This is a genomic window from Pseudomonas syringae (assembly GCF_002157375.1).
Taxonomy (GTDB): domain Bacteria; phylum Pseudomonadota; class Gammaproteobacteria; order Pseudomonadales; family Pseudomonadaceae; genus Aquipseudomonas; species Aquipseudomonas syringae_T.
Genome location: NZ_MTSA01000003.1, coordinates 100,289 through 119,652 on the forward strand (window position 1 = coordinate 100,289; position 19,364 = coordinate 119,652).

A 19,364-nucleotide genomic window follows, 5' to 3' on the forward strand; every position below is an offset into this window, starting at 1 on the left:
TCACTGAGTTTCCCCTACGCCCATCGCCAGCCCGTCATACCACCAGGCCGCCAGGCTGTACACGTCCGGCGCCTTGAGGACACTGAAGTGGTTGCCCGGCCCTTCCCAGACCGCCAGTTGCGGCAACAAATGTTGCCACGCCGCAGCGGACGACGCCTGCTCAAGCTGATTGTCCAGCGCATCCAGATGCGGATCATCCACCAGCACCAGACTGGCCCGACCGCTGTAACCTCCGGGATGCGGCCGGTACACAGTGCGCAAGGCGCTGGCAAATGTGCGAACAATCCCTTGCAGGGCCTGGGGCGCCATACGCGGCGGCAGCAGACCGGCGCGCACCATCGCTTCCTGTAACAGGTGCAGTTGAGTGCTGCCATCGCAATCGGCAAAGCTCAGCGGATCCAGTTCCAGGCGCTTGCCGCTGGACAATTGCAGCGCTTCGATCAACCGCTCCAGCGCAGCCGTGGCCGTGTAGGGTTTGCTGGCCAGGCCATCACCGCCAGGGGCTTCGCTGTCGATCAGGGTCAGCGACGCAACCTCTCGGCCACGAGCCTGGAGTTTTACCGCCATCGCGTGCGCCGCCCAGCCACCAAAGGAATGCCCGACCAGATGCAAAGGGCCGTGCGGGTATATCGCCTCGATTGCTTGCACGTAGCTTTGAGCGGCCGCCTCTACCCGACTGTGCGGAACGCTGCGACCGTCCAGCCCGCGTGGCTGCAACCCGTAGATTGGCCAGTCACGCCCCAGCGCCTCGGCCAGCCCGATAAAACCGGTGACACTGTCGCCGGCCCCTGGTACGCAGAACAGCGGGGCGTGACCCTCCAGCCCGCTCTGGATCGCCAGCAGCGACTGAGAAGCCGGGGCCGAAGGCGGCGTGACGGGCACGCTGGCCAGTGCCTGCGCAATGCGTTGACCGAGCACACTCACATTGGGCGCCTGCATCATGCTCATGTGATCACCCGGCACACTGATGCACTGCAGTTGACCGGTTGCCAGCGTCTCGCCCCAGCCCAGTGTGTCGCTGGTGCCAGGCGGCGCCATCGGACGCTGCTCGGCGCAGAACAAGTGGACGGGCATGTCCAGCGGCTCGAGCTGGTAATGGGCCAGCGCGTGACCGTGTGCGACCTCACGCTCCAGGTAGTGGCGCAATTGTCGGTCGCTTGCCTCAGCCAGTTCGTTGTAAAGCAGATGCTCGTCGCGACACAGCTGCAATAACGCGTCGAAGTCCGGCAGCGTGGTCTGCTCGCGCAACGCATTGAGACGCGCCAAGGCTGCAGCGGCTGCTGAGTCTCTGGTTTCTTCCCAGTGCGCGGTGCAGTGCGACAGCAGTTGCCGCTCCAGCAGGTCCGGCCCTTGCCAGCGCGCTTTGCCCTGATCGGTCAGGCGTGGCACATAGCTGTCGATCAAGCCCAGGAACGTAACCGCCTCGTCCATGCCGAGCAACTGAGTGGCGACCTCGTAAGCCACCACCCCGCCGAACGACCAGCCCGCCAGCCGGTAAGGACCGCGTGGCTGGACCTGACGAATACGCTCCACCAGCCGGGCTGCCAGGCATTCCAGCGTGCGCAGTTGCTGCTGGCCCAGCCCGATGCCCGGCAAGCCGTAGATCGGGAAGTCGCCCTGCAAATGTTGCCCGAGCACCGGGAAATAGGCGTCGAGGCCGGTGAAATCATGGACCAGGAACAGCGGTGGCTCGCTGCCGCCCGCCCGCACCGTAATGATCTCCTGAGCCTCGGCTGACAAGGCCGGGCGCTGGTCAAGCAAACCGGCCAGGGCAGCAATGCTCGGGTGCTGGAACAGTTCGGCCAGGGTCAGTGGCAACCCGTCCTTCTGCAGCAGGCTGACCAGACGGATCGCCAGCAGCGAATGCCCGCCCAGCTCAAAGAAGCTGTCGTGCCTGCCGATGCGGCCGACCTCAAGAACCTCGGCCCACCGTTGCGCCAGACGCTCCTCCAGCGCAGAGGATGGCGCCTGGTAAACGACGTTTGCCAACGCGTCCATATCCGGTGCGGGCAAGGCCTTGCGGTCGACCTTGCCGTTCTGGGTCAACGGCAGTGCATCAAGGCCTACATAGACCGCAGGCACCATGTATTCCGGCAGCACGCCCAGCAAATGCGCGCGCAGCCTGGCGCTGTCGAGTGTCGCATCGCGACGGGTGAAGTAACCCACCAGTCGCAACGCGCCATCTTCCAGGCGCTGGGTGGTTACGACGGCTTCGCCGATGCCCGGGCATTGGGCAAGCTGCTGTTCGATTTCGCCCAGTTCGATACGCACACCGCGAATCTTCACCTGGTCGTCGTTGCGCCCCAGGTATTCCAGCGTCCCGTCCGCCAGCCAGCGCACCAGATCGCCCGTACGGTACATACGCGCCTCCGGCACGTTGGCGAACGGATCGTCGAGGAAGCGCTCGGCAGTCAGGTCCGGACGATTCAGGTAGCCCCGTGCCACACCGGCACCGCCGATGTACAGCTCGCCGGGTACGCCGAGCGGCACGGGCTGACCGCGCGAGTCCAGCACGTACAGCGCGGCATGCGTCACCGGTTTGCCGATGTGCAGCACTTTGCCCGGTTCCATCAGCCCCGAACTGGCCACTACCGTGGTTTCCGTCGGCCCATAGTTGTTGATGACGGCAAAGCCCGGGTCACGGTTGAAATGACGCAAGCGGTCGCCACCGATCAGCAGGGTCTGCAGCGTCGGGTGGCGCAGCTCGCGGCTGAAGGCGTACTCGGCCACTGGCGTGGGCAGGAACGACACCTGCAACGGCTGCGCCAGCCACCAGTCGAGCAGCAGATCGAGCTGTTCATTGCCGATCTCTGCCGGCGGCAAGTGCAGCACGGCCCCAGCGCATAATGCGGGCCAGACTTCCCAGGCCATCGCGTCAAAGCCAAACCCGGCGACACTGGCCGTGTGGCTGCCAGCATGAAGGTCGAAAGCCTGACAGTGCCAGTCCACCAGATTGTTCAGCGTCCGGTGTTCGACCATGACGCCTTTCGGCAACCCGGTAGAGCCTGAGGTGTAGATCACATAGGCCAGGTGCCTTGTTGTCATTCCCGGCACGTGCGGGTTGTCGAAACGTTGTGGCCAGTCCGCGCGATCCAGCGAAATCACCGGGACGGGCAGTTCCGGCAGGCGAGCCAGCAGGTCGGATTGAGCCAGCACCACCACCGGTGTGCTGTCTTCGAGCAGGTACCCGAGACGTTCGTCCGGGTGTGCCGGGTCGACCGGCACGTAACTCGCCCCGGCTTTCAGCACCGCCAGCAACCCGGTCAGTGTCTCCAGACCACGGCGCGCCACCACTGCCACGCGGTCATCCGGGCTTACGCCCAGACCGATCAGGTGATGGGCCAGTGCATTGGCGTGCCGATTCAGTTCGGCGTAAGTCAGCTGCTGATCACCCACCTGTGCCGCCACGGCATCGGGCTGGTTGAGGGCATGCTGTTCGATGCGCTGCTGAATCGTCAGCGTGCTTTCGGGCCCGGCCTTGTGGGCATTGAAACCTTCAAGCAATTCGCTTCGTTCGGTGGCAGGCAGAATGTGCAGTGCCTGAACCGGCGTCAGCGGCGCCTGTTCCAGGGCCGACACCAGATTTTCCACGGCGCAGGCCAGGTACGCGCAAACCCGCTGAGCATCAATGCCTGTCGAGGTCAGCGCGGTCAGGTTGAACGCCTCACCCAGGTCATCGACGCTGAGCGTCAGCGGGTAACTGCTGCGCTCGCCCGTCTGCAGCAATTCGATGCCTTGCCAGGCCTTGTCGGCCGCGTGGTCATGGCCCTGCGGGACGGAGCTGTGGCGGTAATTCAGCAACGCGCTGAACAATGGCGCGCCCGCGGGTAACGCGCTGCAACGCTGGGCCAGAGCCAGTGAAGCATGCTCGTGAGCGAGCAGCCCGGTCAGACGCTGGTGAGTCTGCAACACGGCATCGCGTGCCGTCTGATCAGCGAGGTCGATGCGCAGCGGCAAGGTGTTGATAAACACCCCGAGCGTGCGCTCTGCCCCTTCAGTGCCACTCATACGACCGATCAGCACGGTGCCGAACACCACCTGATCGCGGCCGGACAAGTGGCCCAGCACCTGCGCCCAGGCCAAGTGCATCAGGCTGGCCGGGCTTACGCCCAATTGCCGTACCTGATCGCGGACGCGCTGGCTCAACATCGAATCCAGACGCAGTCTCGCTTCACCGGATACTTCAGGCCCCGGCAACGACGTCTGGGCGTACGGCAAGGTCGGCTCGTCCAGATCGCCCAACTGCTCGCGGAAGAACGCCTCATGGGCCCCATCCGCCGGTCCCAGCAAGGTGTGCGCGATGTAATTGCGGTAAGGCACCGGCGCGGGCAGCAGCGCCTCCTGATCGAGCAACACGGCCTGCAATTCCTGGCTCAGCAGGTCAAGGGCAACGTGGTCCATGATCAGGTGGTGGAACATCAGCACGGCGACGATACGCTGGTTGGCCGGGTCATCGGCATGCACCAGACGCAGCAACGGCGCACGCACCAGGCTCAGTGGCTCGGCAGCGTCCAGCGCCGCCAGAGGCACTTCGATCACTGGCAGTGCGGCATGCCGCCACACGACCTGTACCGGTGTTTCCAGGCCTTCCCAATACAGCGACGTGCGCAGCACGTCGTTGCGGTCGATGACCTTTTGCAGCGCCTGACAAAAAGCGTCCAGACGCGAGCGGTCGGCAAATGCAAAGCGCGCCTGCAAACGGTAAGGGTCATCCTCGCCGGCTGACAGGTAATGGTAGAAAATCCCCGCTTGCAAAGGCCCCAGCGGATAGATGTCCTGCACGTTGCACGCACCGCCTTGCACACTGGCGACCACGCGGTCGATCCCTTCCTGATCCAGGGTCACCAGCGGCAGCAGGTCCGGCGTGATCCAGGTGCAGTCGGCGCCGATCCGGTTGGCCGGTACCTTCACCTGATTGCCACTGCCCACCGCGCTGGCCAGCGCTGCCAGGGTCGGCTGAGCGAACAGCACGCGGATGTCCGCGTCCATGCCACGGCGACGCATGCGCGCAATCAGCGTCACGGCCAGCAGCGAGTGCCCGCCCAGTTCGAAGAAGTGGTCGTGGCGGCCTACTTGCTCGACCTGCAGCAAATCCGCCCAGATCTCAGCAAGGGCCGTTTCCAGGTCGCCTTGCGGCGCCTCGTATTCACGCCCCGGCAATGCCTCGCGATCCGGCGCAGGCAAGGCTCGTCGATCAACCTTGCCATTGGCGGTCAGCGGCCACGCGTCAAGACGCACGAATGCGCTCGGCACCATGTAACCCGGCAGACGGGCCAGCATTCCGGTACGCAGCCCGGCCACGCCGACGGGCGAACCCTTGGCGCGTTCGATGAAGTAAGCCACCAGACGGGGCTGGCCCGGCTCGTCCTCGCGGGCCAGCACCAGCGCTTCTTCGATGCCCGGCAACTGCGCCAGTTGCGCCTCGATTTCGCCCAGTTCGATCCGCACACCACGGATCTTCACCTGATCGTCGTTACGGCCCAGGTACTCCAGCGTGCCATCAGCGTTCCAGCGCGCCAGGTCACCGGTGCGGTACATACGCGCCTGCGGTCGCTCCGCGAACGGGTCGCGCAGGAAACGCTCGGCGGTCAGTTGCGGCTGGTTCAGATAACCGCGCGCCACGCCTTCACCGCCGATGTACAACTCGCCGGCAACGCCCAGTGGCACCAGTTGCTGGCGGTCGTCCAGCAGATACGCGCGGGTATTGGCGATGGGTTTACCGATATCGAGGTTGCCGTCGGGCAGCAGGCGGCCCGAGGTGGCGACGACGGTGGTTTCGGTCGGACCATAGTTGTTGATCACGGCAAAACCCGGATCGCGGTGGAACTGACGCAGGCGGTCACCGCCGATCAGCAGGGTTTTCAGGGTCGGGTGGCGCAATTCGCGGCTGAACGCATATTCAGCCACCGGCGTCGGCAGGAAGGCGACTTGCAACGGCTGGGCGATCCACCAGTCCAGCAGGGCGTCGAGTTGCTCGTTGCTGACGTCCGCAGGCGGCACGTGCAGCGTCGCCCCGGCGCACAGGGCCGGCCAGACTTCCCAGGCCATCGCGTCGAAGCCGAAACCGGCCACGCTGGCGGTGTGGCTGCCTGCGTGCAGGTCGAAGGCCTGGCAGTGCCAGTACACCAGATTGGCCAGGGTGCCGTGTTCGACCATCACGCCTTTCGGTTGCCCGGTCGAGCCGGAGGTGTAGATCACATAGGCAAGGTCGGTGGAGGTCAGCCCCGCCACGACCGGGTTGTGCGGTTGCTCAAGCCATTGCGGCCGATCCAGCGCGATCACCGGTACGCTCAGTGCGGGCAGATGCTTGATGACGGTGTGTTGCGCCAGCACCGCCACCGGCGCGCTGTCGCTCAGCAGATAGGCAATGCGCTCACCCGGATGCGCCGGATCCACCGGCACATAGCAGGCACCGGCCTTGAGCACGGCCAGCAAGCCCACCAGCGTGTCCAGCCCGCGACGTGCGACCACCGCAACACGATCATCCGGGCACACGCCAAGACCGATCAGATAATGAGCAAGGCTGTTCGCTTTTCGATTCAGCTCGCCATAACTCAGCGATTGCTCGCCGACCTGCGCCGCGATGGCGGCGGGCAAACGTGCAGCCTGAGCCTCTATCAAGCCATGAACAGTCTGGTGTTGTGCGAAGCTCAGGCCGGTATCGTTGAGGCCCTCCAACAGATACTGACGCTCCTGTTTGCCCACCAACGGCACCTGCGCGAGCACTGCCTGCTGGTCAGAGACCAATGCGTGCAGCAACTGCTCGAAATAATCGCCATAGCGCTGCACGGTGGTTTCATCGAACAGCGCCGTTGCGTAATCCAGCGTGCCGACCAGCGCATCCCCGTGTTCGCCGAGGTTCAGCGACAAGTCGAACTTGGCAACCTGCGTGCTTTGCTCGACCAATGCCAGCGACAAACCCTCCATGTCGGGCAGCTTGGTATCACCGGCCAGCCAGTTGAGCGTGGTCTGGAACAGCGGCGCGTGCGCCAGGCTGCGTGCCGGGCGAACGATTTCCACCACCTGCTCGAACGGCAGATCCTGGTGATCCTGAGCCTCCAGCACCCGAGTCCTGACCTGGGCCAGCAAGGCTTCACCGGTAGCGTCCGATGACATGTCGATACGCACGGCCAGGGTATTGACGAAAAGCCCGATCAGCCCCTCCAGTTCAGCGCGACCGCGCCCTGCAATAGGGCTGCCGACGACAACGTCGGTCTGCCCGGAAAGACGCGCCAGCAGCGCAGCCCACGCCGTCATCAGGATCATGTACAGCGTCACACCCTGGCGCTGCGCCAATGCACGCAAACCTGCGGTCAGCGGCCCCTCCAGTCGGATCGTCAGGCTGGCACCGGCAAAATCCTGTTGCGCCGGACGTACACGGTCGGTCGGCAAGGTCAGCAGCGTCGGCGCGCCGTCCAGGGTCTGGTGCCAATAGGCAGCCTGGTGTTGCAGGCGCTCGCCGCTCATCCAGCTTTGCTGCCAGACCGCGTAGTCTGCGTATTGAATGGCCAGCGCGGGCAGCGGATCGGCCTTGCCCTGGCGAAAGGCCGAGTACAACGCCAGCAGTTCACGCGTCAGCACGCCCATCGACCAGCCGTCGGCGACGATGTGGTGTACGGTCAGCAGCAACACGTGACGCTGGTCCTCCAGCTGCAACAGGCTGCCCCGGATCAACGGTCCACGCGCCAGGTCAAAAGGTGCCGCTGCCTCTGCGACAACGCGCTCGTTCAGCACGTCCGGGTGCTGACGCAGGTCTTCGACGTGCAGCAGCGGGTTGGCAGGCATGGAGGCGAACACCACCTCGGCGCCCTCCTCGCGACCGATGAACCGGCTGCGCAGGGTTTCATGGCGCTCGACGATGCGCGACACGGCCGTCGTCAGCGCCGTGACATCCAGCGCGCCTCGCAGGCTCAGGGCCAACGGAATGTTGTACGCCTCACTGCCGCCTTCGAGCTGGGCTAGGAACCACAACCGTTGCTGGGCGAACGACAGTGGCAACGACTGGTCACGCGGCGCAGGCAGGATCAGAGACAGTTCGCTGCGTCCGGCACCGGCCAGCGCAGCAGCAACCGCTGCCAGTTCACCCAGCGCAAAAAGCTCACCCAGTGGTAACTCCATGCCCAGTTGCTGGCGCACCTGCGAAACCATGCGCATGGCCAGCAGGGAATGCCCGCCCAGATCAAAAAAGTGGTCATAGCGGCCCACCCGCTCTACCTGCAACACCTCGGCCCAGATCTGCGCCAGCGCGATTTCAATATCACCCTGCGGCGGCTCGTAGGCCATGCTGAACAGCGAGGCGTGATCGGGTTTGGGCAGTGCCCGCATGTCCAGCTTGCCGTTCGCCGTCAGGGGTAACGCTGTCAGCTCGATAAAAGCGCCCGGAACCATGTACTCCGGCAGGCTGGCCTGCACATGAGCACGCATCTGCTCGGGGGAAGGCGCTTCAACCTCCGGCTGACCGGTGAAGTAGGCGACCAGACGCACGTTGCCCGGCTCGTCTTCGCGGGCCATGACCACTGCATCCCTGATGCCCGGCAACTGGTGCAGGCAATTGACGATCTCGCCAAGTTCGATGCGGAAGCCACGTATCTTGACCTGATCGTCATTGCGACCCAGGCATTCCAGCTGTCCGTCTTCCAGCCAGCGCCCCAGGTCCCCGGTGCGGTACATCGTGGCGCCGGGCTGAGTGCTGAACGGGTCGGCGATGAACTTCTCGTCCGTCAGCTCCGGGCGGTTCAGATAGCCCAGCGCCACACCGTCGCCACCGATATACAGTTCGCCGATTGCACCTAACGGGGCCAGGCGCTGGTGGGCGTCCAGGACGTAAAGTCGAGTGTTGCCGATGGGGCGTCCGATGGGCACCGATTCGGCGCTTTCAGCCAGTACCCGCACATCGCAGGCGGTGGCAAAGGTGGTGGTCTCGGTCGGCCCGTAAGCGTTCAGCAGATGCAGGCCCGGCGCCTGAGCAAGCATCGTCCGGAAACTGACCGGATCCGCGCGTTCGCCGCCTGATATCAGCATCCGCAGGCCGACGAGGGCCTCGGGAATCAGTTGCACGTACTGATTGAACAACGCGGTCGTGAGGAACAGCACGCTGACGTTGCCGTGGCGCAGCGCCGCACTGAACCGTACCGGATCGATCAGCGTGCTGTGTTCGATGATGAAAATCTGCCCGCCGTTGAGCAAGGCACCCCAGACTTCCAGCGTGCTGGCATCGAACGCGGGGTTCGAGACGAAGGCGATGCTGTCCTGTTCGTTGAGGTCGGCGTAACTGTTGTTCAGCACCAGACGGGCGATACCGCGATGAGGCACGCGCACGCCTTTTGGCGCCCCTGTGGAACCCGAGGTGTACATGACGTAGGCCGCAGTGTCCGAGGTTTGTGGCAAGCCCGGGTCATGAGCAGGCTGGTCGTCGAGGTGCAGATGATCCAGATCGATACGTCGCACCGAAGCCGCAATCGATGTGGCGCTCTGGGTCAGAACGCACACCGCCTGGCAGTCTTCGAGCATGTAGTTCTGGCGATCGGCAGGTGCATTGACGTCGAGCGGCACGTAGGTCGCCGCGCACTTGCCGATGGCCAGTTGGCTGATCAGCAATTCCAGCGAACGAGGCAGCAGAACCGCGACATGGTCGCTCGGCTTGACGCCTTGTGCCATCAGGTAATGGGCAAGGTGGTTGGCCCGTTCGTTCAACTCGCCATAGGTCAGCGAGCGTCGGCCGTGCAAGGCCGCAATGGCATGCGGATGAAGCGCCGCGCGACGTTCGAACAGACGATGCACGGGTTGCTCGCGGGGGTAGTCGCGCCGGGTATCGTTGAACGCGGTCAGCAAACGTTCGCGCTCTGCGGGCGGCACTACGGACGACTCGATCAGGGCGGTTTCCGATTGCTGTTCCAGTGCCTGCACCAGATGCACAAGGGCTTGCTGCACGTAGGCGCAAATCCGTTGCGGATCAATACCCGGTGCCGCCTGCGCCGTCAGGCCGAAACTGTCGCCGAAGTCATCGACACTCAAGGTCAGCGGGTAGTTGCTGCGTTCTTCCGCGTGTACGACCTCGATCCCTTGCCATGCAGCGCTGTTCGCCTGGTCATCGACCTCAGGCTCGGCGCTGTGGCGGTAGTTGAGCAACGTATTGAACAACGGCGCGCCAGCCGGCAAGGCACTGCATCGCTGGGCCAGAGCCAACTGAGCATGCTCGTGAGCGAACATGCCGACCAGACGGGCATGGAGGTCGAGCACCGCACTGCGCGCGCAATGGCCGCTCAGATCCATGCGCAATGGCAAGGTATTGATAAACACACCCAATGCGCGTTCACCCCCTTCCCCGCCGCGCAAACGTCCAAACAGCACGGTGCCGAAGACCACGCTGTCGCGCCCGGACAATTGCCCCAGCACTTGAGCCCAGGCCAGGTGCATCACGGTGGCGGCGCTGACCCCCAATTGCCTTGCCTGATCGCGGACCTGACGGCACAGGTCGCCCTCCAGCGTGAGCCGGGCCTCGCCAGGAATCTGCTCGGCGGACGCCATTGCCAGACCGTAAGGCAAGGTCGGCTCATCGACATCGCCCAACTGCTCGCGGAAGAACGCTTCATGGGCGTCGTCGCCCGGCCCTTGCAGGACGTGGGCGATGTAGTTTCGATACGGCACGGGGGCTGCAAGCCGGGCTTCGTCGTCCAGCAATATGGCCTGCAACTCATGACTCAATACATCAAGGGCTATGTGGTCCATGATCACATGGTGATAGCGCAGTACCGCTGCAATCCGCTGGTTGCTCGGGTCATGGGCATAGACCAGATGCATCAGTGGCGCGTGGGTCAGTTCCATGCGGGGTGCATTGAAAAGATCGTGCAATGCTGTTTCCTGGACGCGCAGAGGGGCCTGGCGCCAGACCACTTGAACCGGCGCCTGCAAACCTTCCCATAACAACGCGGTGCGCAGAATATCGTTGCGCTCGATCACGCGCTGCAATGCATGGCAAAAAGCGTCCAGACGCGACGCATCAGCGAACGCGAACTCCGGCTGCAACAGATAAGGATCGCTGTCCCCGGCTTTCAGGTGGTGGTAAAGGATGCCTGTCTGCAATGGGCCCAGCGGATAGATATCCTGCACATTGGCGGCACCGCCCGGCACTTGCGCGACGATACGATCAATCGCGGGCTGATCCAGCGCCACCAGGGGCAGCAGTTCGGGCGTGATGCGCTGGCAGTGCGCATCGATCAGGTTGGCCGGCACTTTGATTTCAGTGTCCTGACCGACAGCCGCAGCCAGCGCCGCCAGGGTTGGCTGGACAAAAAGAACGCGAATGTCCGCTTTCATGTCCAGACGCCGCATGCGCGCAATCAGGGTCACGGCGAGCAATGAATGGCCGCCCGATTCGAAGAAGTTATCCTGACGACCTACCTGATCGACCTGCAACAGCTCGGCCCAGAGCCTGGCCAGGGCGATTTCGGTCGCACCTTGCGGCGCCTCATAGGCCCGGCTGGCGACGCTGTCGCGATCCGGCGCCGGCAGGCTTTTGCGGTCCAGTTTGCCGTTGGCCGTCACCGGCAGGCCGGCAAGCCGTACAAAAGCCGCAGGCACCATGTAATCCGGCAGCAGCTCCGACAGCCAGGCACGCAACTGCTCGATGTCCAGCCCGGTTTTGTCTTCAGCGCAGGTGTAATAGGCAACCAGACGCTTGTCTCCCGGCACGTCCTCACGCGCAATCACCACCGCGTCGATGACATCCGGGTGATCATTCAGGCGAGACGCGATCTCGCCCAGTTCGATACGGAAACCGCGAATCTTGACTTGCTCGTCGTTACGGCCCAGGTATTCCAGGCTGCCGTCGGCCATCCAGCGACCGAGGTCACCGGTGCGGTAAATGCGTGCATCCGGTGCGTGGCTGAACGGGTTGTCGAGGAAACGTTCGGCCGTCAGTGCTTCACGGTTCAGGTAGCCCCGTGCCACACCGGCGCCGCCGACATACAGCTCGCCGACCACACCCACCGGCACCGGCTCGCCGCGGGCATCGAGGACATACAGCTGCAAATCGGGGATGCGCCTGCCGATCGGGCTGGCGCCGACGCGCTGCGCGTCTTCAGGCAGCACCGGGTAATAGGTCACATGCACCGTGGTTTCGGTGATGCCGTACATGTTTACCAAGTGTGTTCCGGCGTTCACGTTGCGGGCATACCACGGCTTGAGCATGGCTGTTTCCAGTGCCTCACCGCCGAAAATCACCTTACGCAACGAATGCGCCTGCCCGTTCTCGCCCTGGGCAGCAATCAGTTGGCGGAACGCGCTCGGCGTCTGATTGAGCACCGTCACCCCGTCACGGCACAGCAGTGCATAAAAGTCTTCAGGCGAGCGACTGACCAGCTGCGGCACGATCAACAGACGTCCACCGTGCAGCAACGCCCCCCAGATTTCCCAGACCGAGAAGTCGAAGGCGAACGAGTGGAACAGCGCCCAGACATCCTGATCGTTGAAGCTGAACCAGTCTTCGGTGGCCGAGAACAGCCGCGCAACGTTTCGGTGTTCGATCATCACGCCTTTGGGCAGGCCGGTGGAACCTGAGGTGTAGATCACATACGCCAGGCTCGAAGGCTTGACCGACACCTGCGGATCAGCGTCGGATTCGTCCTGCAAATCGGCGTCATCGAGACTGACCACTGGCACTTCTGACACCGGCAAGGCGTCATGCACTGACCGCTGGGTCAACAACGCCACCGGCGCGCTGTCGCCGAGTGTGTAGGCCAGACGTTCCAGAGGATAAGCCGGGTCCAGTGGCACGTAGGCGGCACCGGCCTTGAGAATCCCCAGCAGGCCCGCGATCATCTGCAGGCCGCGCGGTGTGCAAATGGCGACCCGGTCGTCCACACCGATGCCCATGCCGATCAGCCGATGCGCGATCTTGTTGGCCTGGGCATTGAGTGTCGCGTAGCTCCACGCTGTGTCTTCAAAGCTCACAGCAATCGCATCCGGCGTGCGCTGCACTTGCGCTTCAAACTGGCTGTGCAGGGTCACTCCTTGCGGATAAACCCTGTCGGGGGCATTGAAACCGTCGACCAACTGGCGACGCTCGGCCTCCGACAGGAGCGGAATGTGATTCGGCACCGTCTGACTGCCAGCGACCATGCCCCGCAGTATCGCCTCCAGATAACCCAGATGACGTTCGACGGTGCTGCGGTCAAACAGCGCCGTGGCATATTCCACGATGCAGCGGAAATGATCGGTGCTGTCGCTGACGCTCAGCGCCAGGTCGAATTTTGCGAAAGCGGCCTGCTCTTCCAGCGGTTCGAGCTGCAGATCGCCCAGTTGCAAGTCCAGCCCCTGGCTGCCGTCCCAAGTCAGCGATGCCTGGAATAACGGGCTATGCGCCAGGCTGCGGGGCGGCCGCAGACGTTCCACCACTTGCTCGAAAGGCAGGTCCTGATGGTCCTGCGCTTCCACCACGCGCGCCTTGATGCGGGCCAGCAGCGTCATGACATCAGGCTCGCCCGAGGTATCGACGCGCACAGCCAGAGTATTGACGAACAGACCGATCAGGCCTTCGATGTCGGCACGACGGCGGTTGGCAACCGGCATGCCGACAACCACCTCCTCCTGGCCGGACAACCGCGCCAGCAATACGGCCCAGGCCCCCATGAACACCATGAACGGTGTCACCGACTGCGCCTGGCAGAAGGCTCTGAGGTCGGCGCTCAGACGCGTATCGAGATTCAGCGCAACGCTGGCCCCCGTGTAGTCCTGATGCGCAGGGCGTGGACGGTCAGTCGGCAACGTCAGCAAGACCGGCGCACCCGCAAGCGCCTGCTGCCAGTAGTCGCCCTGATGGCTCAACCTTTCGCCATCCAGCCAGTGGCGTTGCCACACGGCGTAATCGCCATATTGCAGCGCCAGCGCGGGAAGCGGATCGTCCAGCCCTTGACTGAACGCCTGATACAGCGCGGTCAGCTCGCGGGTCAGTACGCCCAGCGACCAGCCGTCAGCCACGATATGATGCACGGTCAGCAGCAATACGTGACGGTCTTCAGCCAGACACAACAAACGCCCGCGGATCGGCAGATCGTTTTGCAGATCGAACGGCTGCGCGGCCTCTTCCTTTGCGACCGCACGCAAAGCATCTGCGTCCTGACCACGCAGGTCCTGCCAACAGATATCGGGTACTGCGGTGACGGACGCAGCCTGCACCCAGGCGTTATCGTCTTCCTGGCTGAAGCGGCTGCGCAGGCTGTCGTGGCGAGCCACAATGCGCTCCAGCGCACGTGTCAAGGCATCAGCATCCAGCGGACCGTTCAGTTTCAGGCCCAACGAAATGTTGTAGGCGCTGTTGGCATCTTCCATCTGCGCCATGAACCAGATTCGCTGCTGCGCAGAAGACAACGGCACCGGACCGGTGCGCGGCTGCACATCGATGTCCGGCAACTGGCTGCGCGCAGCCGCGGCGAGACACTGTGCCACGGCACTCAACGAGCTGTCGGCGAACAAGTCACCGAGCGCCAGCTCCAGAGAAAGGCGCTGACGCACCTGAGACACCATGCGCATCGCCAGCAGCGAATGACCGCCCAGCTCAAAGAAGCGGTCATGGCGACCGACCCGCTCGACCTGCAGCAGCTCACTCCAAATCAGGGCCAGCGCATGCTCCAGCTCACCTTGCGGTGCTTCGTATTCTCCGGTCGATAGCGCGTCGCGGTCCGGCACGGGCAAGGCGCGACGGTCGACCTTGCCGTTGGCGGTCAACGGCCAGCGGTCCAGCCGCACCAGTGCGCTGGGCACCATGTACGCGGGCAAACGGCTTGCCAGCGCGGCGCGCAGGTCATCTACGGTTGTCGGCATCGCCTCTGCGCGCTCGGTGAAGTAGCCCACCAGTCGCGGCTGACCCGGCTCATCCTCACGGGCCAGCACCAGCGCCTCTTCGATGCCGGGCAACTGGCTGAACTGACTTTCGATCTCCCCCAGCTCAATGCGCACACCACGAATCTTGACCTGATCGTCGTTGCGGCCCAGGTACTCCAGCGTGCCATCAGCGTTCCAGCGCGCCAGGTCGCCGGTGCGGTACATGCGCGCTTGCGAGTGCTCGGCGAACGGGTCACGCAGGAAACGCTCGGCGGTCAGTTGCGGCTGGTTCAGGTAACCACGCGCAACACTGTCGCCACCAATGTAAAGCTCACCGGCCATGCCCAACGGAACCAGCTGTTGCTGCTCATCCAGCAGATACACCGAGGTGTTGGCAATCGGTTTGCCGATGTCCAGGCTGCCATCGGGCAGCAGGCGGCCTGATGTGGCAACCACGGTGGTTTCGGTCGGTCCGTAGTTGTTGATCACCGCAAAGCCCGGGTCGCGATGGAACTGACGCAGGCGGTCGCCGCCGATCAGCAGTGTGCGCAGGGTCGGGTGACGCAGGTCGCGACTGAACGCATATTCAGCGACCGGCGTCGGCAGAAAGGCCACCTGCAGCGGCTGAGCCAGCCACCAGTCAAGCAGCGCATCGAGCTGCTCATTGCCGATGTCAGCGGGCGGCAGGTGCAACGTGGCCCCGGCACACAGCGCCGGCCAGACTTCCCAGGCCATCGCGTCAAAGCCAAAACCCGCCATACTGGCGGTATGGCTGCCCACGCTCAGGTCGAACGCCTCACGATGCCAGTCGATCAGGTTATTCAGGGTACGGTGCTCGACCATCACGCCTTTGGGCTGACCGGTCGAACCCGAGGTGTAGATCACATACGCCAAGTGCGTCGAACCCAGCCCGACGACCTGCGGGCTGTCCTGCTGCTCGGGCCAGACAGGCCGTTCAAGGTCGATCAGCGGGCCTTGAAGGTCCAGCGCTCGCAAACGTGCCAGCAGCGGTTGTTGGGTCAGCACCGCAACCGGTGCGCTGTCATTCAGCAAGTAGGCAATGCGCTCGTCCGGGTGCGCCGGGTCCACCGGCACATAGCCTGCGCCAGCCTTGAGTACGGCCAGCAGGCCGATGAGCGTTTCCAGGCCGCGCCGTGCGACCACGGCCACGCGGTCGTCCGGCTGCACGCCGAGGCTGATCAGATGATGGGCAAGGCCATTGGCACGCCGGTTCAGCTCGCCGTAGCTCAGGCGTTGCTCGCCGACTTGTGCGGCGGTCGCATCGGGGCGCTGTTGCGCGTGCTGCTCGATACGCTGGTGGAGCGTCAGAAAACGCTCGTAAGGCGTGTCGCAGGGGTTAAAGTCGCTGAGCAATTGCCCGCGCTCGCGAGGCGGTACGACGTCGATCCGTTCGGCAGGCATGTGCGGCGCCTGCTCGAGTGCGTCGAGCAGGCTTTCCATGGCGCGTTGCAGGTAAGCGCAAATCCGTTGCGGATCAATGCCCGGCGACGTCTGCGCCGTGAAGCCGAAAGCCTCGCCCAGATCGTCGACGCTCAGCACCAGCGGGTAGTTGCTGCGCTCCTGGGCATGCAGCACTTCAATGCCCTGCCAGGTTTCGCCGGACGCCTGCGCTGGCGCACTGTGTCGATAGTTGAGCAAGGCGTTGAACAGCGGCGTCGGCGCAGTCACGCCGCTGCAACGCTGAGCCAGCGCCAGCGGTGCGTGTTCGTGACGCATCAGGGCGGTCAGGCGCTGGTGGGTCGCGCGCACCGCGGTCACCACGTCCTGGTCGCTCAGGTTGATGCGCAACGGCAAGGTATTGATGAAAATCCCCAAGGCCCGTTCTGTGGCCTCGGCGCCCAACAGACGCCCCATCAACACAGTGCCGAACACCACGCGCTGCTGACCGGTCAGACCCGCCAGCACCCGTGCCCAGCCCAGATGAAACAGGCTGGCGACGCTTACGCCCAGGCTTCGTGCCTGACCGCGCAGACGCTGACACAGCAGCAGGTCCAGCGTGATGCTGTGCTCGTCGATGTCATCGCCTTCACCGCTCAGGTCTTGCAGGTCGTAGGCAAGGGTCGGTTCATCGAGGTCGCCGAGCATGTCGCGGAAAAACACCTCATGCTCTTGTTCGCTGACGCCCAGCAGCGCCTGCCCGACGTAATTGCGAAACGGCACGGGCACACCCAGCGACTCGAGCTGACCGGACAGGCAGGCCTGAATCTCGTGACGCACCACTTCAAGGGCGCTGTGGTCCATCGCGATGTGGTGGAACAGCAAGGTGGCCTGCACGCCTTTGCCGTCGACCGGCTCATGGCAGACCAGGCGCATCAGCGGCGCCTGTCTCAGGTCCATCGTGATGCCTTCGGCAGTCGGCAAAGTGTCGACCTTGAGCTCGGCATGCCGCCAGACCACTTGCAGCGGCGTTTCCAGACTGTCCCAGTGTACGGATGTGCGCAAAATGTCATGCCGGTCGATGACGGTTTGCAGCCCGCGGGCAAACGCGTCCAGACGCGCCTGATCAGAGAAGGCGAACTGCACCCTCATCACATACGGGTCGCCGTGCGTGGCGGTCACGTGGTGGTACAAAATACCCTGTTGCAGCGGGGCCAGCGGATAGAGGTCCTGCACATTGGCAGCGCCTCCCGGAATTAGCCCGATCAACCGGTCGATGGCGCCTTGATCGAGTTCGACCAGGGTCAGCATCTGCGCGGTAATGTGTTCGCATCCCGCCGGGATCGCGTTGGGCGGCAGTACCAGAGCCGGGCGCTTGCCGGTGGTGTAATCGCCCTGCCCGATCAGCTCGATCAGTGCCGGTTTGTGAGTGCGCAGATGGTCCAGCAGGCCGTTGTCGCTCAAGGCCCGGCGATTACCCTGCACCACCAGCTGTCCGTCCTTGACCGTCAGGTGGATATCGTGAGCTTTGAGTGTTGCCAAAAGTTCGTTGATGCTCACAGGGTGATCTCCATGTTTTCTGTGATCGCGGCGTAACCGGCCAGCGTAGGTTGTTCAAACAGTGCCCGGACGTCAGCTTCGATGCCTTCCTGACGCAGACGCGCCGTCAGGCTTACCGCCAGCAGCGAGTGCCCGCCCAGTTCGAAAAAGTTGTCATGCCGCCCGACGTGCTCGACCCCGAGCAGCTCGCTCCAGAGTCTTGCCAGGAGGGTTTCGGTCTCGCCTTCGGGCGCCTCGAAGGGTCGCGTCAGCACGGCGTCGGCACCTGGCACCGGCAATGCCTTGCGGTCCAGCTTGCCGTTGGGGCTCAGGGGCATGGCGTCCAGATGCACGTAAAGCGCAGGCACCATGTAATCCGGCAGTTGCGCCCGCAACAGGTTACGCAACGTCTCGACCGACAGCAGCGCGCCGGTGTAATAGGCCACCAGCCGCTGACCGCCCGGTTGCTCGTCGCGGACCACCACCACGGCCTGATGGATATCCGGATGACCGGTCAGGCAGGCCTGGATATCACCCGGCTCGATGCGCAATCCGTTGATTTTTACCTGATCGTCATTGCGGCCGAAGAACTCCAGGTTGCCGTCTGCACGCTGGCGGACCAGATCGCCACTGCGATACAGGCGGTCGCCCGCAACAAACGGGCTTGCGATAAAACGCTCGGCATTCAATTGCGCCAGGTTCATGTAGCCACGCGTCACACCGGCACCGCCGATGTGCAAATGACCGATCACTCCTTGCGGCACCAACTGGTCGTCGGCATCGAGTACATACAGGCGTGTATTGCTGATCGGCTTGCCGATGGGCAGTGAACTGTCAGGCACGCGCTGATCGGGTTCGAGCGTCCAGACGCTGCAATCGACGGTGGTTTCAGTCGGGCCGTATACGTTATGCAGGCGCACTTTCGGCAAGCGCTGGCGTACGCGTTCAGCCAGCGCCGGGGTCAGTTCACCGCCGCCGCAGACGATGTCGGTCAGGCTGTCGCACGAACTGCTTTGCGGCAGATCGATAAACTGCTGCAACAGCACCGGCACAAACTGCACCACGCTGATCTGCCGCTCTTGAATCACTTGTGCCAGGTAGGCCGGATCCCGCTGGCCGTCAGGACGGGCAAGCACCAAGGGCATTCCGCTGCACAGCGGCCAGAAGATTTCCCAGACCGAAGCGTCGAAGCTGATCGGCGTCTTGTGCAGCAGCGCCGCGCCTGGCACCGGTGGGCACAGCAGCGAACTCCATTGCACCAGGTTGCTCACCCCGCTGTGCTCGACCATCACGCCTTTCGGGGTGCCGGTGGAACCCGAGGTGTAAATCACGTACGCCAGGTGATTCGGCGTCAGACCGGAAATACGCGGGTTGTCGATGCGCTGCCTGTCCCAGGCCGAGCCTTCCAGATCGATTCGCAGGGTATGCTCGTCGTCCAGCAGATCGTGCGTGGCGGCCTGCACCAGCAAGGCAATCGGCGCACCGTCCTCGACCATGTACTGAAGTCGCTCGCGCGGGTAACCCGGGTCGAGCGGAACGTAGGCGCCACCGGCCTTGAGGATGGCCAGAAGCCCGACCACCATTGACAGGCCGCGTTCGACGCAGAT

At 63.8% G+C, this 19,364-nt stretch carries 2 protein-coding genes (1 of these 2 cut by a window edge); both read right to left on the reverse strand.

Annotated features, from left to right (window positions below):
• Window positions 1-17,778, reverse strand: coding sequence for a non-ribosomal peptide synthetase (locus BW686_RS04075; RefSeq protein WP_084914477.1), 17,778 nt, complete (start codon window positions 17,776-17,778; stop codon window positions 1-3).
• Window positions 17,775-19,364 carry the 3' end of a non-ribosomal peptide synthetase gene (locus BW686_RS04080; RefSeq protein WP_084914480.1) on the reverse strand. The gene runs 7,902 nt beyond the window's last position, so only the last 1,590 of its 9,492 coding nucleotides appear in the window; its start codon lies beyond the right edge, outside the window — the gene reads right to left on this strand; the stop codon is at window positions 17,775-17,777. Before BW686_RS04080 ends, BW686_RS04075 begins: the two co-directional genes overlap by 4 nt.